Here is a 16,393-nt window from a genome sequence, read left to right as displayed (position 1 = left end):
TTTTAAAAACTTACTTGTAAACCTAAAATAAACTGGAAAGCAGATGGATAATAGTTGTATCCTCCTCCGAAAGTACCCGGTGTCAGTCCATTCACTTCGTATGTAGAAGGATCTACACCCGTAAATTTCGTAAACGTATAAAGATTGTTAGCTGTACCGAACAGGCGTATCTTTTCGATGTACTTCTTATTCAGGTTCATCGTATATCCTAAAGTAATGTTGTCTATCTTCAGGTAATCACCCGGTTCGATGAAATAGTCGGTAATCACATTCTTACCTGTTGTAATATGTGCATTCTTCGAATAAGCGGTGGTCAACTGATTGGTACTCATACTCTGTAATCCGAAATAGAAATCGTGCACGTTAAAGATGTCAAATCCGGCAGCACCACGGAGAGCAACAGTCAAATCGAAGTTCTTATAAGTGAAGTTATGCGTCATAGAACCGGTGAATTTCGGCAAACCGTTCCCGGTCACTGCTTTGTCTTCTTCCGTACCTTGGGATACAGGGATTACATTTCCCTTCTTGTCATAAATCAACCAGTCACCCTTTTTATCCACTCCCGCATAACGGTATGTGAAGTAGTTACCGATACGCTCTCCCTCTTCAATCCGCTGCAAATATCCCGGATTATTGGGGTTTGCCATATTACAGGTAGAGTAATATTTCTGTCCCTTGTACACATCATTGGAGAAGCTGACAAACTTATTATTATTAGTAGCACCTACTAATGTGAAACTATAAGTAAAGTCTTTTGTCCGAACAGCATTAACAGTTATATCAAGCTCGAAACCGGTATTGCGCAATGTACCTACATTGGCATAGATTGTAGAGAACAAATTAGGTGGAACCGATACGGAATAGCTACCGAGCAAGTCGCTTTGCTTACGGTGAAAATAGTTAAATGAACCGGTCACTTTGTGTTTGAAAAGCGAGAAGTCCAAACCGATATTCTGGTTGTGTCCCTTCTCCCAACGAAGTTCCGAATTGACATTCTTACTCGGCCCCCATACATGGAAGTTGTTGCCCCCATACTGATACCAGCCATAAGCCTTATAAGTAGCCAAAGACTGGTAGTTACCTATTTCCTGATTACCGGTTACACCATAGTCATAACGCACTTTCAAGTCATCAATCCATGAAAGTCCTTTCATAAATTTCTCATCCGAGATACGCCAGCCGACAGACACAGCCGGGAAATTACCCCATTTATGATTCTCACCGAAACGGGAAGAGCCCTCATGACGTAAAGAGAAAGTAAACAGATAGCGCTCTTTCCAGTCGTAATTGACACGTCCGAAGAAACTGATTAGTTTATGGTCATTCTTATAAGAACTCATCATGGTCTTTCCCTCTTTGGCTGCTTCCAGACCGGAGCCCAGATTATTATACGTCAATCCGTCGGAAGAGAAATCCCAGTTTTCAGCTCCCATACCCGAACTTACACCGTAATTATAACTATAACCTACCATTGCACGGATTTGGTGATCCTTAATACGTGTAGAGAAGTTGGTCACCCATTCCAGATTGTTATTGGTGTTTTTATCAAAGTCTCGGCTCGCTTTTCCGGCAACGCCCGAATTCACATTAGGACCGTAAGTAGATGGTATGAACCATCCGTTGAACTTATCCACCTGATACTGTGAAACAGTAACCTGTGATTTCAAGACCATATTCGGGTTTGTTGGATTAAACAACGGCAGCAAATTAACGGCAGCAGTAGCATTCCATTCCAGCAATTTAATCTCCGTACCATTTTCTTCCTCGTTCAATTGCTCAACAATATTCGAGCTATCTCCTCCGGACGGAAAACGATAGTACCCATTAGCTGATTCGGAATCATAAACCGGCATCGTCGGATTATTCTTAATAACGCTGCCATACACACTGGCTGACTTGTTCCGGTCGATGACACGGGGAGTCATATTGGCTGCGAACGTAAACAGGCCATCTTTCGTTGTGTGGCTGATGGTGGCACGTGCACCATATTCCCGACGGTCGGAACGCAAGTCGATTCCCTGCGCTTTACGATAATCGGCTGTTACGCGATAATTGGTCCTCGCATTACCTCCGGAGAAGGTTAATGTGTGCATGTGTGTCACTCCCAAACGGGTAACGGCATCAAACCAGTCTGTACTGGCTCCCATATCGGAAAGTGGATTAGACACCGTACGATAAGCACGATATTCCTCCGCATTCATAATGTCCAGCTCTTTCTTTGCTTTATTGAAAGTGACGGCAGCACTGTAAGTAGTATGCACTTCTCCGTCACGGGTTCCTTTTTTCAGATTAACAAGGATAACACCGTTACTACCCCGTGTACCATAAATAGCAGAAGCGGCACCATCCTTCAACACATCGATAGATTCAATATCCGCAGGATTAATATTCGTCATATCACCTCCCGGCACTCCATCTACAACAATCAACGGACCCAACCCGGCATTACGTGATGATATACCACGAATCTGAATACTTCCCGTACTATTCGGATCGGCCAAAGCCGTATTGGAAACAGAGACACTGGATACCTTTCCCTGCAACAACATGGAAGCATCAAGACTGGATATTTGATTCAGGTCTTTCGCACCGACATGCGAAATAGCCGAAGTCATTTCTTTCCGTTTCATCGTACCATACCCCACCACTACCACTTCATTCAAAGCAGTGGATTCTTCTTTCAACACAATTTTTAGTAATTGCCGGTCCTTGATAGCCACTTCTTGTGTTTCATAACCGATATAAGAGATTTTTAAATGTCCGTTCTGCGGAGCACTCACCTGAAATTTACCGTCCATATTGGTAATGCTACCTTGCTTTGTCTCTACAACCACCACCGAAGCTCCGATGACAGGTTCCCCCTTTTCATCGATCACCGTACCGGATATTTTACGTTCCTGCTGCACTTCCCAGGAAGCTCCTCTTGCATGGATGCCGGAAAACAGCATCAGCAATATACCTAACAGACAGGTACATGTTCTACAATAAATATTTCTCATAAATAGATGATTTTTATATTAGATGATAAAGTTAACGAAGCCCTCTTGCCTGTAATGCCGGAATCAACAAGTCCGGTAAATCCGTTTGTATCATACATACCATCGGATAGATTTGCAAGAGTTCATCCAGATAAGTCTCGTTCAACGTCCATTCGGACACACTACTGCCACTGGCAGGAAGCATATTCACCGTAGCAAGCATTCCATCATTGATTGAACTTCCCAAAGGAGTGCTTTTCCCATTCGTCAGGTAGCTGTATTGCACGAAGTAGTTACCCGGTAATCCTATCATCGGTTTATGACTTCCTGTCCATGTATACACATGTGCCTTGGGAGTAATACCCAATACTTCTTCCGCTTTCTGCGCACTGTTACAGTAGAAGAATACAGATTCCATCATATCCAGTTTCATCACGATATCCACCACTTGTTGCGAAGTAGCTGTACGCGGAGAGTAGTCAAGATTGTAATAGATTCTACCACGTCCTGCTTTCAGAAACTCTTCCAGAGTAGGCATCTTTTCATCAGTCACCCGGCCATTCCGGTCTTTCAAGTTGTACTTCTGTATTTCCGCATAGGTCATTTTCGTGATGTCACCCGTGCCATTCGTTGTAGCATTGATCGTCTGGTCATGACAAACCACTACCACTCCGTCACTTGTCACATGAGTATCACACTCGATCACTTCAGCTCCTGAATCAATGGCATCCTCTACGGAAGAGACTGAATTCTCGGGAACAGTTCTGTCGGACGTATGTGCCCGGTGTGTCATGACCCATACTTTTTTGTTATCCGGCTCTCTGAATTGCTTCATCGCCTCCTTCAACGCCAATAGATTATAGATACGGATTCTCTTCTGCACCTCATACTGACCTGCCGTAACGTGTAGTGTGTAGTCACCACTCTGGGTATAGGCATAAGTGATAGGGGTGGCAGCTTTCCCCTCCTTGACCGTCCCGTCACCAAAATCGACAGTAATATCGGTATTTCCATCAATGTTGTTGAATTTGACCTCTACCACCTCTTTCAGCATGGCACGAGTACTTACTTGCAGGTAAGGATTCTTTTTCACAGGATCGTCGTCAGAGCAAGCGTTGCAAACTATTCCCAGTAGAATAGCCCAACAGCAGATCCAGCTTATAGGCTGGCATTTTGTTCTTCTTCCTTTTTCCGGAACAAAAAAATGCAGTAATTCATTTTTCATTTGTATTTCTATAAAGGTTAATAAAAAAAGGAACTCCCGAAGGCGGAATCAGTTCGTTCCGTTCGGTTATGACAAAAATAGAGGGAAATGCCCCGATAAAAAATAGCAAAGGGAATATAAGTGGAAATACACAATCCACTCAAAGAAATAACTATCTGATAATAAACATATTAATACTTAACAAGCTCACATTAAAAGGTAGATTCGGCACAGATTTTATTAACGGATTTTTGCCACCAAATCTTCAAAATCATCTCGTGAGACACGTGCTTTGGTCTTTACTCTTGAACGGTAATTATAGATCGTATTCACCGAGTAATGCAGAAGCTCTGCAATCTGCGAACTGTCTTTTATTCCTAAACGTATCAAGGCAAAAATACGCAATTCGGTATTCAGTAATTCATCTGGCTTCAAGACAATCTGTTCTTCGGGCAACAATAATTCGTTGAGCGATTCCACAAAGTTAGGGAAGAGATGCAGGAAAGCAGAATCAAAGTTCGCATACAATTCTTGCACTTCAACGGTTACAATATCATTGCTAAGATGCGTCATTTTCAACAATTCTGCCACTTGCCCACGTTGCAGTTTCTTGTTTACCAGCTTTCTGTATGCCTGCAAACGGTCTACATATACAGAACACAATTTAAAGAAACGGGCGATATAGGCTTCTTTAATGAGATTGGACTCTGAAAGTTCCAGATTGGTGGAACGAAGATGGCGGTTCACTTCTTCGAGTTCTTCATTCAAAGAGAACAGCCGTTCGTTTACTTCCTGTAATCCTTTCTTAGCGATGGAAAGGGCTTTCATCTGACGGTAAATATAGATTAACGCTACCACCAATAGTAATGCCAACAAGGCTACACAGGTAATATAGATCAGCAGTTCCCGATTTTGTTGCTTGATAATATCCTGATAATTCCCATTAATCATGGATAGCGGGGTGATGTTCATCCAACTCCGCAACCTCGTCTTATAAAACTGTGATATCTCCCATGAGAAATTGATATAGTCATAGGCTCGTTTCAAATCTCCTTTGCTATGTAGTTCTTGTGCCAGTACCATCAAAGAAGATTGCTCTTTAATAGCGGAACGTACATCGGATATAGCTGAAAGTACTAAATAATATAAGTGTTCGTCTTTCTTGCCCATGCTCTCAAAAAGACGGAAACGCTGATAAGCCACCAATGCATATTGGGGAGTGCCGAAAGAAGCTTCTGCGAGCCGGCGGTCACTGAATTCCATAGCCTCATCATATTTCCCGGCCTCTCTTAGCTGTGTCTCACGCAACCACAGGTAAGTAGCCGAAGACGAATCTAATGTAACCTCCATAGAATCCCGATATACATGACTCAACTTTACATAGCGGGAAGCAAACATTTTATATCGTGGTTGTGCGGCTCCCGCCTCAGAATATACATGTTCATAACATGTATAATAATGGCCCAAAAGAGATGTTGGAAGGGTCTGGCGATCAATGGAATTTAATATATCTGCCGCTTCCATATACATTCCGATGGAAGATAACAAATAAGATAACTCCAATTGAATTTTAAGTTCTCTCTCTTTATCATTCAACTGTCTTGCCAGCAGCAAGTTTTCATTCAGATAATGGAGTGCAGAATCAGAACTGTATGCTTTATATTCAAGATAGATATCGTTATTCAAATGATAGCGTTCAATAGAAAGAGGAGCTGTCTTTCGGGCTTCTCTTTTCAACTCATGGAGTTTGTTTTCTTTAATCTGCACATAAGTATCAGCTTCCTTAATCGTTTTATCAAGTACGTTTAACAGTGAATCCAAGCGTTCATCAGCAAAAGCTGAATGACAAGAAAAGAAGAGCAAAAGACAAAATAGACAGTTCTTTTTCATGGGGCGGATAGACTTTAATGAGTATGAGATAACAGAGATTAACCAGACAAATGTAGAGAAAATCTTCGTAATCCTACTATAAACAACTCATAAATTAAAGAGATCAATAGGCCATTGCAAGGAAAAAACAGGCTAAAATATAGTCTATGTTACAATTTCTATAAAAAAGAGCTCCAATTATATTCAGCAAGACTTTCAAATTACAAAGAATAAAATGTAACTTTGTAGTCTTAAGATTCTTATCTAGCTTTAATAATCAAAATTTGATTAACATGATAAAAAAAGATCGATTACTAGTGCTAAGCACTTTGCTGATATTTACATATACAACTATGAATGCTCAAAAGGTCGTAAAACTGTGGGAAACAAACCCACCGACGAATAATGAAATAACAGAAACCGAGAAATGTGAAAGAAATGGTAACTGGATAACAAATGTATCTTCACCCGAATTGACTATCTATCAGGCTAACAAAGCTACAAATACAGGAATGGCAGTTGTGATATGCCCTGGCGGTGGATATGCAGGATTGGCTATTCAGCACGAAGGATCGGAGTTTGCAAAATGGCTGAACGGACAGGGAATAACAGCCTTCGTGCTCAAATACCGAATGCCAAACAAACATAAAGAAGTGCCATTAGATGATGCACAACAAGCAATGCGTTATGTACGCAAGCATGCCAACGAATTTGGCATAGATGCCAATAAAGTGGGTATCGCCGGTTTTTCGGCAGGTGGACATTTGGCAGCCACTACTTCCACTCACTATACAACAGAAGGAACAAGCACAAAGCCTGATTTCTCCATCCTTTTTTATCCAGTCATTACAATGGAAATGGCTACACATGGTGGTTCCCGTTCTAATTTATTGGGTGACAAACCGCTACCTGAAGACATTCAGTTTTTTTCTAATGAGAAACAGATCAATGCGAATACCCCACCTGCAATCTTGCTATTGAGTGATGACGACAAATCCGTGTCTCCAGTCAATAGTATATTCTATTATGAAGCATTAAAGAAAAACAATATCCCCGCAACCATGTACATATTCCCCAAAGGAGGTCATGGTTGGGGAATGAATACAGATTTTGAATACCATTCGCAGATGCTTCACTTATTAAGTATGTGGCTGAAGTCTACTGATACCCAAATAAGGAAGAGCCAGACGAAATAATAAATTAAATATACTACATAATCTCGTATTGATACATCACAAAATCATTCTTTTGGAGAAGAGAAACTTTTATTATCCCTTTTCTACCAACAGTAACTGTCATACATTGCTTGCGCCACATTGAGAGAGTTATTAGCACTAAAACCCGATTACATAGTGGAGTCCATGAGAAGTCCCCTCTGTGACAAATCTTCCGTAATGTAACCGTATTGGAATAAGCCAAAGATGCTATTAGTGACATTAATCTGTCATTATACAGCTTTTATTTCTTCCTCCTACTAATATTATTTTTTTCATTGCTTATTATTTACCCATCAGACTTTGTATCAGGAAATCAATCACATTCTTTGCCTTACATTCCGGTTCCAGTCCCGGATATTCCAAGTAGCAGACAGCGCCTTTTTTTAAAGCCAGTTGCTGAAATCCGACACCGAACAGAGGACTATGTACATAATACATGTGGTCTTTATCGGGTTCATCAGGACTTTTATCATAAGAAAGAAATATTGGTGGGGATTTCTTATTGACCAGACTTGCTGGAGAAAGTTCCTTAAAATATCGTTTAAAATCGGACCTCCTTTTTATAAATCCGTCAAAGTCGGATTCTTCCAAACCAAAAGCATGTCCTCCATATTTCAGTTCCACACCTACCCACTCACGCATTTGTATCGGATCAAGTGAAGTTTGTGCTCCCTCTGTGCCCACCGCCAGTACCTTCGTAGACATTCGTCTTACCGGGTCTTTTGATTTTCTATCCGCCATTTCGGGACATAACGCCAACCATAATGAAGTACACGCACCCGCAGAACCGCCATACAATACCACCTTTTCAGGATTAAGTTTATATTTCTCCGCATGAAAACGGGTGAATTGCAGGGCTAGGCGTGCATCATGATACGGTACACGCACGGGTGGAAATATCTTCTCCTCCCAGGCTTGTGGAAGAAAACGATAATTGATGGCAACATAAGCACAACCGGCAGACAGAATCTTTCCTATATTTTCTTCCGACTGCCATTGTTTATCCCCATTCCACCAGCCTCCCCCGTGTATATTCACGATATAGGGAAAAGGTCCGTCTCCCTCGGGCAAATAGATATCTAACTTCTGAAGTTCATCTTCCCCATAGGGTATATCTTTCAATGTTGGTTTCATTTCACTTCCATCACTGCGACCGGACACTCCGCAAAATGCATTCAGATTGCAAAGACAAAGCAGATAAATCAATAACAATAGCTGTTTCATTTCACTCTTTCATGGTATTTTCTGATAGCTTCTTCGGGAACTTTATAGTCAAGAGGTTTCGCCGCATATACACGGATATAATCAATGTACATATCCGAACCATTGCCATAACGCTCCAGATCTATCGGCCATCCGTTTCCTCCGATGGACAAGTTGGCTAAGAAAAAGAATGGTTTCTCGCGTGAAGCAGCATTCGTGGGATGACGCAGCACTTCGATATTATCCATATAATAAACCGTTTCTTCCAATCCTACGTATACTCCATAGGTATGGAATGTTTCCGTCCAATTGGATTTGCCTCCCAGTTGAGTCATAGGGGCGCGTGTATCGTATTCCTTCACCGGCGTTCCGTCGGGATTCTTCTGTCCCCAGAAATGGCTTACAATACAATATACATCGTCAGCGTTGGGATGTCCTTTTCCCATTCCACCGTAAGCTTCGATTACATCCAATTCATCGCCGGGCGTACCGTCGAAAGCATTCAATGTCCAGAATGCAGGCCAGGTGCCAGGTGCAGATTGTGCAATGAAACGGCATTCGAAGTAACAGGGAGCTTTCGTCCAAAATCCCTCTCCGAACATACTGGCAGAAGAAATAAGGCCCGTACCAGCTTTCCCGTTTTCATCTTTGCGGGCTTTAATCCGTAGATACGAGTCCACCTGTTCAAAAGGATTATCGGGACCATCCACTCCAGTAAAGGGCCAGCCGCTGAAGTTACCCTCCAACGGTTTGTTTGCACAATAGCGTGCATTCCTGCCATCGGACGAGATAGAAAGCGGACCGTCAAAATCATCCGTAAACACCAGTTGTAGTCCCTTTGCAGCAGGAGGGGCATTCTGCGGGATTCCCTGATTCCAAATATCACCACCTTTGTTGTACAACTGTAGTTCGAACAAGTCCCGCTCGCCTTTTTCATTCGAAGCAAAGATGCGGATATTCACCGGACCTGCCGGGAATTTATCTGCCGGAAAAACAAACGTTCCCGTGCCATCTGCCTTGAAACTGATCCCTTTAGGAGTAAGGTCTACCCGATGTCCCCAAGAAGAAGGATTCTTCCGGGTGGGAGCACTCCAACAGAAAGCTTTTGCCTGGATCATCCCCGGAGCTTTGATGGTAACGTTTACTTTTCCTTTCACATCGCTCCGGCAAGCCGGTTCAATGAGTTGGATGCGTTGTATCCATTCCGTATTCACGTGGTCGTTCTGCCCGTGATTAAAATCAACGTATTGGTAATCTTGCGAAAAGACGCTCTGAATACCCAATAAAAAGCAACTGATTGCCCATATCCTATTTTTCTTTAGCAATTCCATATTCAAAAGTCTTATTGGTTACATACAATAAATCCGCTGCCACAAATTGCAAGGTTGCAGTTGAAGCAGCGGATTATTAATCCTATTATTGTTTAATTAGTCTCCGGAGCGTATAAGTTCACGCAAGCAATACATGGATTGTTACTAAATATTTTAGTAACAGTTATCTTAACATAACGAACTTCCGCCGGATTCGCCAAGACAACATCTCTCCAGAGTTCATTTTCCAGATCCTTATAGTCGTTTCCGAATTGCCCCCATTGTGCAGTACCCAGTTCGAAATAACTCTGACCATCCACGCTACCCTCAACCTTGACGGCTTCCAGGTTCGTATTAATCTCACTTCCTGAAGTACGTCTGGCAATACTAATCTTGCCTACCTGTTGCACATACTTCATATCAACCCGAATCCATTCATCAACGAAACTAGTGTCGTATCCCGGTTCCCACCAGGTAGAGGTATTGTCGTCAATGATGTTTCCCGGATCGGGATTGCCTTCCCATACACCCATTGATGAGTGGTCCACCGTCCAGCCAAGAGGTTTCAGCATAGTGCCCGGTTCTACGACTGTGACAACACATTCAGCGGTTTTATTACTTCCATCCAATGTCTTTACACGTACGGTTGTCTGTCCCGGTCTTACGGCTGTAAGAAGACCATTCTCGTCTACACTGACAGAACTTCCAAGCAATGTATAAGACAGTTTCTTATGAGAAGCATTTTCCGGTTTAATCACTGCGTTTCCTCCAAGATTGTACTGGCTATTCAGAGTCAGTCCCACACTAACAGGAACGCTAAATTCCGTAATCCGGATGTCCGCTTTCTTCACTTGGATGGTTATCTCCTTTGATTTATTTCGCTTGTCAGTGACAATCAATTTGGCTGTTCCTGTCTTCAACGCTTTTATAGAGAAAGTATGTGTATCATCAGCATAAACACCGAGTTCCACCACTCCTTGATCTCCACTCAAACCAAAAGTATATCCACCATTTCCAGTCACCACCTGAATGTCTTCCTCCACATCTGTATAGATCTCGAAATCATCCGGTATATCCAGTTGAAGTTCTTTCAACTTGGCTACACAAACTCTGATTTCAGCAGTCTGTTTCTTTTCATCAATCACATAGATAGTGGTATATTGATCCTGCTCGTTGGTTGAAACGGCACTGATCTTTATTTCATTCGTACCCACAATTTCCGCCTCGGCAATATCCCTATCCTGCGAATCGACTTGATAAGAGCCGTTCCCGGTCACAATCTTAACTACAGCACTTTCATTATGTAGCAAATCCAATGTCCCTTGCATATCTAAAGTTATTTTATCAGACGGGACTTCATCACTTTCCCACTCGACGTTATTATCCGAGCATCCTATGGATGCTACGGATAATAATATCATAAGAAGTAACGAATAATAAATATTCATTCTCATAGTCTTTTCTATTTATTCATAACCATATACATCTACAAAGCCGATACAAGGTTGAACATCCGTTCTCCATTGTTCCAATACTATAATCTTAATATGTCTCATGGAAGTTGTAGCATCCAAAATATTTGGTCTTGATATTTCAGCTTCAACTCCATCACTGGAGCCATAATTTTCTTGTTCGGAATAAGACACCTCCATCAAATCTTTGAATGTATCTAAACCCGGAGAAGCGGTATCTGCATCTGAATATTGAACTTTTATTTTTTTCAGGAAGCCCTTGACATTAGCTCCTTCACCACGTCTGGCAATTACCAGTTGTTTCACATTCTTGAGGGATTTCATATCAACCTGGAGCCATTCACCGGCAGCGGAACCATCTGTGTTGCGTGCTTCCCACCATTTGTTGAACGCATAATGACTAAAGATATCATATTCCGGATTACACCACCAACCAACATTACCATTTTCATCGTATTCCGTCCAATCAGCAAAATCAGAACAACTGGCTGTCCATCCCGTGTTATCCAATAATACTAATACCGGTTCTGTTACAGTCACAGTCGTAGTTTCTTCAATGTCTGTACCCTCTACTTTTACAGTAATAACCGTAGTACCGACACTGACTGCCGTTATTTTACCATTTGCATCTACAGTAGCTACTGGCTTCTCTGATGAAGAATAAAGAAGAGTGGGAACATCTGCCGTCAGCGGTAACCAAGAAACATGACCTGCCAATTCAAACGTTTTTCCCGGAGTCAGTTTGATATCCTTTCCAGCCTCATCAATGGCGATACTTGTCACTTCATTAGCTGCTACCTTTGTCACGGTCAATACAACTTCCCTGCTTTTGCTATCTTTGAGAGTGACAGTTACCGGAGTTTCACTGACTTTCTTAGCTGTAATCGTGAAAACATTATTAACAACTTCACTCACTTCAACAGCAGCGACGTTCGAGCTAACCACCGTATAAGAAGGATTACCGGAAATGATTTCAATTTCTTTCGTATCGCCTACTACCATCTCGAATGTCGTTTCTTCCAGATCGATTTTCAATGGATTCACAGATTTTGTAACATACACCTTGATAGTTGCAGTCTTCTGTTTAGCGTCAACCACCTCTATGGTAGTAGTCTGATCTTCTTCACTCTCCATCACACCAGTCACTGTAATCGTAGATTCATTGACCGAGGCCGTAGCTATCGCACTATTTTGCGATGTCACCTGATAACCGCCATTCCCCTCAAGAACTTTCACTGCTATTGATTCACCGGGAAGGACCGTCACAATATTTTCATCTAATTTAATTTCCACAGGTGGAGAATCGTCATCGTCATCCGAGCAGGCTGTAAATGTAGCCGTAAGCGCCAATGCGACCATCACCAATAAAGAGTAAACATTCTTTTTCATAATAATAAATATTTATAAGTTAAACATAGTGTAAAATGGTAATTCTTCTTTTATTGCACTTGGATAGAAACAGAACTCTTGATATTCGTAGAAGAAGCTCCGCAATGCAGTGTGAACTGGTCAGAGTCAACTACCCAATCCTGTTTTTTATCATCATAGTAAGCCAGTTCTTTCACCGGGATACTCAAAGAGACCACCTTCCTTTCACCGGCATCCAGAAAGATTTTCTTAAAGGCTTTCAGCTCTTTCACCGGACGTTCCAACAGAGGATTGGATTGTGAAACATAAATCTGTGCAGTTTCCGCACCTGCACATTTCCCGTCATTGGCAAGCGTAAAAGAGAGTTCGATGGTGTCTTCTTTTCCGTACTCTTTCTTATTAGTAGCCATCTTGCCATAACTGAACGTAGTATAAGACATTCCATAACCGAAAGGAAACAGTGCCGGAATTTTCTTCGTATCGTGCCAGCGATAGCCGACCAGAATACCCTCTTCATACACTACATCAGTGCCATCACCGGGGAACGCCTTAGTACCGAAATGATGTGCCGCATTATCTTCCAATTTCACCGGAATACTGAACGGCATCTTTCCCGACGGATTCACTTCACCAGAGACTACATTCGCCGTAGCATACCCCGCTTCCGAACCCAGATACCAAGATTGCATCAAGGCCGGTACGCTCTTCAGCCAAGGCATAGAGACCCCATTACCCGAAATAATAATCACACCGGTATTCTTATTGTAAGCAACCAACTGGCTGATAAGTGTCCCCTGTTCGTAAGGCAATTCAAAAATCTGACGGTCTTCACCCTCACAGTCCTGATGAGCATCTTTGTTCAATCCACCGATGAAAAGGAGCACCTCTGCATCCTTAGCCATTGCAATGGCCTGTTGTTTCAATGAATCAACGTTGTATTTGGACGGATCCGAAGTATATCCCATAGTATAGGAAATGCGATCATCACCATACTTTTCTTTCAGTCCTTGCAAAGGAGATATTTCTCTCTTTACTTTCAGTTCCGATGATCCTCCGCCCACTGTCAAAGACCTGACTGCATTTTCTCCGACTACCAGAATCTTTGAGTAGCGACCGGGAGCAATCGGGAAAAAGCCTTTGTCGTTCTTCAATAGAACAATCCCCTCTTCGCCTATCTTGCGAGCTATGTCGGCATGTTCCGGAGTAGCAAAACTACCATAAGGTCTGTGACGGTCCATATTGGTACGGAAGCAAAGACGCAACATACGTCTCACTTTATCATCCAGATCTTTCACTTCATATTTGCCCTCTTTCAAGCCTTTCAGATAGGGATTGGCCAAGAAATAATCATTGTAGGTGAAAGGTCTTCCCAACAGTTTCAAACCATCTGTCCAGGTTCCCATCTCTACATCCAGTCCGTTGGTAGCAGCCTCATCCGTACTGTGCGTACCGGACCAGTCGCTGACTACCGCACCGTCAAAACCCCAATCCTGCTTCAATATCTTGTTCAGCATAAAGTCATTGTGGCAACAATGCTGGCCTTTATACTTATTGTAAGAGCCCATCAAAGCCCAAGTGCCCCCCTCCAAAACGGAAGCCTTGAATGCCGGCAGATAGATTTCGTGAAGCGCACGGTCATCCACCACTACATTGATAGAACCTCTCCACTGCTCCTGATTATTAAGTGCATAGTGTTTCACACAAGCAGCTACACCGTTCGTCTGCACTCCCTGAATGTAAGGTACCGCCAGACGGGAAGCCAGATACGGGTCCTCGCCCATATACTCGAAGTTACGTCCGTTCAGCGGAGAACGGTAGATATTTACCCCCGGAGCCAAGAGGACATCTTTCTTACGATAACGTGCTTCCGCCCCGATAGCCTCTCCATAAGCATAAGCCATATCCGGGTTGAAAGAAGCAGCCAAACAAGTCAGAGCCGGAAATGCCGTACAAGAGTCAGTAGTCCAGTTTGCCCAATCAAAGTTTCCCCAAAGTACCTCGGCTCTCACTCCGTGGGGTCCGTCGCTCATCCACAGTTCCGGTATTCCCAGACGGGGACAACCTGCCGAACTGAAATTGGATTGCGCATGAACCATAGCCACTTTCTCTTCCAACGTCATACGCGAAAGCGCATCTTCCACCCGCTGTTCGATTGCTTTGTTTTCGTCCAGATAGACCGGAGTAGCAGTGCCTCCGCCCTTTTGTGCAAAAAGGGACAGGCAGGCTACACTGTACAAACCAAAACCAAAGAGTCTTTTCTTTATCTTAGAAGTCATTGTATAATCCTTTTGTTGTTAGTTAGAAAACCCATGTCACGATAGAGTGAGGCGTACTTTCACTTTTTGCCTCCTTACCGTCAATAAAGAGACTGTAAGGCAGAGTATCATTGGAAGCATTCAATACCACTACTACGATTGTTCCATCCGGATTGATGAAAGAAGTAGTCTGCAACTGGAAACGGTTGCTCGATGCAGTAAGGCGACGCGCACCTTTATGAATGAACTTGGAAAAATGTCCGATGTACGGGAAAGCCGAAGTATAAACTACTTCACCGGTTTCCGTCAATCCGTGTACCGGAGCGAAACAGAAGTTACCTACATGATTAGGACCTCCCTTTTCATCCAAAAGTACATTCCAGTCGGTCCAGAGTACACAACCTCTGTTCAGGTCGTTGATGATATTGGTAGCATACGTTTCTCCCAAGTCTGTACTGTGAATCTTTTCCGGATTGAACCATTCTCCACACCCTTCGGTGAACGCCAATTTCTTGTCCGGGAAACTCTTCTTCACCTGGTCGATATTCTCATATTTCCCTCTGTCATACCAGTGAAATCCTACTCCCCAGATATATTTGGCCGTTTCGGGATCATTCAGCATATCAGCTACATAATGGTAGGAAAAGTCACGATTGTGGTCCCAGGCGATGATGCGGCAATCCTGCATCTGATTCTTCTCCAAGGTAGGACCCATATAATTCTTGATAAAATCATGCGCCATATCAGCGTCATAAATACAAGATTCCCATGTCTGCACCGATTGAGGTTCGTTCTGGATAGTCAGCGCCCAAACAGGGAGTCCCTCCGCTTCGTAGCTCTTGATATACTTGATAAAATAGTCCGCCCACGTCTGATAAAACTCCTTTTTCAGTTCTCCACCACGGAGCATGTGGTTGTTGGTCTTCATCCATGCAGGAGGCGACCACGGGCTGATATAGAATATAAGGTCATCCCCTATCTTCTCCTGCGCCATTTTAATCATCGGGAGCTTGAACTTACGGTCGGGCGCAATATCAAACGATTGCAGACTACTATCATTTTCCGCTACATAATCATAGCTCGCGCTCGAAAAGTCGCAACTGTTCATATTGGTTCTTACCACCGTATAGCCTATTCCATCTTTGGCATCATAATAAGCATTTATAATCTCCTCCTGCTTCTCTTTAGGCAGTTTGGCAAGTGTTTCTGCCGCTGCATCCGTGATAGCTCCTCCAAAACCGATCATTTCATCATACTGATGATTGGGGTCTACATAGATATAAGCATAGTCACGTACCATTCTGGAATTAAAAAATTCGGAGGAAGCCTCGTTCATCATTTTTCCATTCTGTAAGTCTGTCACATATATCTGGGGTTTGGTCGTTATCGTAAAAGTCGGAGCAATCGGTTCCGTCTTCTCCTGACCGGATTGATTAGCTGCAGTATGACAACCGGTCACAAGCATTGTAGCGGCCAAAGAAGCAACACACATCCATTTTGTTTTCATTCTATCTATC

At 42.8% G+C, this 16,393-nt stretch carries 10 protein-coding genes; 1 reads left to right on the top strand and 9 read right to left on the bottom strand.

Going from position 1 to position 16,393, the window contains the following annotated elements; all coding sequences use genetic code 11:
- Positions 1 to 2: 2 nt before the first annotated feature.
- The 3 genes from DXB58_RS14700 to DXB58_RS14690 all read right to left on the bottom strand — a co-directional run bounded on the left by DXB58_RS14700 (position 3) and on the right by DXB58_RS14690 (position 6,072).
- The gene (locus tag DXB58_RS14700; protein WP_122137339.1) at positions 3 to 2,999 is read right to left on the bottom strand and encodes a SusC/RagA family TonB-linked outer membrane protein; all 2,997 of its coding nucleotides are present in this window, start codon (positions 2,997 to 2,999) and stop codon (positions 3 to 5) included.
- Between the two features lie 31 nt (positions 3,000 to 3,030).
- Positions 3,031 to 4,203, bottom strand: coding sequence for a glycerophosphodiester phosphodiesterase family protein (locus DXB58_RS14695; RefSeq protein ID WP_122137337.1), 1,173 nt, complete (start codon positions 4,201 to 4,203; stop codon positions 3,031 to 3,033).
- A gap of 219 nt (positions 4,204 to 4,422) precedes the next feature.
- The gene (locus DXB58_RS14690) at positions 4,423 to 6,072 is read right to left on the bottom strand and encodes a DUF6377 domain-containing protein (protein ID WP_122137335.1); all 1,650 of its coding nucleotides are present in this window, start codon (positions 6,070 to 6,072) and stop codon (positions 4,423 to 4,425) included.
- 272 nt (positions 6,073 to 6,344) lie between these two features.
- Between DXB58_RS14690 and DXB58_RS14685 the strand changes: the two genes are divergently transcribed.
- On the top strand, positions 6,345 to 7,247 hold the full coding sequence (locus tag DXB58_RS14685) for an alpha/beta hydrolase (RefSeq protein WP_122137334.1): 903 nt from the start codon (positions 6,345 to 6,347) through the stop codon (positions 7,245 to 7,247).
- A gap of 303 nt (positions 7,248 to 7,550) precedes the next feature.
- On the opposite strand, the gene DXB58_RS14680 is transcribed toward DXB58_RS14685, so the two are convergent.
- The 6 genes from DXB58_RS14680 to DXB58_RS14655 form a co-directional block, all read right to left on the bottom strand.
- Entirely contained in the window at positions 7,551 to 8,492 is a 942-nt protein-coding gene (locus DXB58_RS14680; protein WP_122137332.1) for an alpha/beta hydrolase, read from the bottom strand.
- Positions 8,489 to 9,802: a family 16 glycosylhydrolase gene (locus tag DXB58_RS14675; protein ID WP_122137330.1), complete on the bottom strand. Its 1,314-nt coding sequence runs from the start codon at positions 9,800 to 9,802 to the stop codon at positions 8,489 to 8,491. Before DXB58_RS14675 ends, DXB58_RS14680 begins: the two co-directional genes overlap by 4 nt.
- A 92-nt stretch (positions 9,803 to 9,894) precedes the next feature.
- Positions 9,895 to 11,235, bottom strand: a complete 1,341-nt coding sequence (locus DXB58_RS14670) for a discoidin domain-containing protein (protein ID WP_122137328.1) — start codon at positions 11,233 to 11,235, stop codon at positions 9,895 to 9,897.
- 12 nt (positions 11,236 to 11,247) lie between these two features.
- Positions 11,248 to 12,642, bottom strand: coding sequence for a discoidin domain-containing protein (locus DXB58_RS14665; RefSeq protein ID WP_122137326.1), 1,395 nt, complete (start codon positions 12,640 to 12,642; stop codon positions 11,248 to 11,250).
- A 50-nt stretch (positions 12,643 to 12,692) separates the two neighbouring features.
- Positions 12,693 to 14,897 carry a glycoside hydrolase family 3 protein gene (locus DXB58_RS14660; protein ID WP_122137324.1) on the bottom strand — a complete coding sequence of 735 codons (2,205 nt, stop codon included), beginning with the start codon at positions 14,895 to 14,897 and terminating at the stop codon, positions 12,693 to 12,695.
- Positions 14,898 to 14,919: 22 nt separating this feature from the next.
- Entirely contained in the window at positions 14,920 to 16,383 is a 1,464-nt protein-coding gene (locus tag DXB58_RS14655) for a glycoside hydrolase family 30 beta sandwich domain-containing protein (RefSeq protein ID WP_199487970.1), read from the bottom strand.
- Positions 16,384 to 16,393: the final 10 nt, after the last annotated feature.

Source organism: Bacteroides sp. OM05-10AA, assembly GCF_003439055.1.
Taxonomy (GTDB): Bacteria; Bacteroidota; Bacteroidia; order Bacteroidales; family Bacteroidaceae; genus Bacteroides; species Bacteroides intestinigallinarum.
This window is presented reverse-complemented; position numbering and strand designations above follow the sequence as displayed.

Bases quoted from the DNA above. Each gene is read 5' to 3' on its own strand.
- DXB58_RS14700 (WP_122137339.1), bottom strand. From the start codon at position 2,999: ATGAGAAATATTTATTGTAGAACATGTACCTGTCTGTTAGGTATATTG.
- DXB58_RS14695 (WP_122137337.1), bottom strand. From the start codon at position 4,203: ATGAAAAATGAATTACTGCATTTTTTTGTTCCGGAAAAAGGAAGAAGA.
- DXB58_RS14690 (WP_122137335.1), bottom strand. From the start codon at position 6,072: ATGAAAAAGAACTGTCTATTTTGTCTTTTGCTCTTCTTTTCTTGTCAT.
- DXB58_RS14685 (WP_122137334.1), top strand. From the start codon at position 6,345: ATGATAAAAAAAGATCGATTACTAGTGCTAAGCACTTTGCTGATATTT.
- DXB58_RS14680 (WP_122137332.1), bottom strand. From the start codon at position 8,492: ATGAAACAGCTATTGTTATTGATTTATCTGCTTTGTCTTTGCAATCTG.
- DXB58_RS14675 (WP_122137330.1), bottom strand. From the start codon at position 9,802: ATGGAATTGCTAAAGAAAAATAGGATATGGGCAATCAGTTGCTTTTTA.
- DXB58_RS14670 (WP_122137328.1), bottom strand. From the start codon at position 11,235: ATGAGAATGAATATTTATTATTCGTTACTTCTTATGATATTATTATCC.
- DXB58_RS14665 (WP_122137326.1), bottom strand. From the start codon at position 12,642: ATGAAAAAGAATGTTTACTCTTTATTGGTGATGGTCGCATTGGCGCTT.
- DXB58_RS14660 (WP_122137324.1), bottom strand. From the start codon at position 14,897: ATGACTTCTAAGATAAAGAAAAGACTCTTTGGTTTTGGTTTGTACAGT.
- DXB58_RS14655 (WP_199487970.1), bottom strand. From the start codon at position 16,383: ATGAAAACAAAATGGATGTGTGTTGCTTCTTTGGCCGCTACAATGCTT.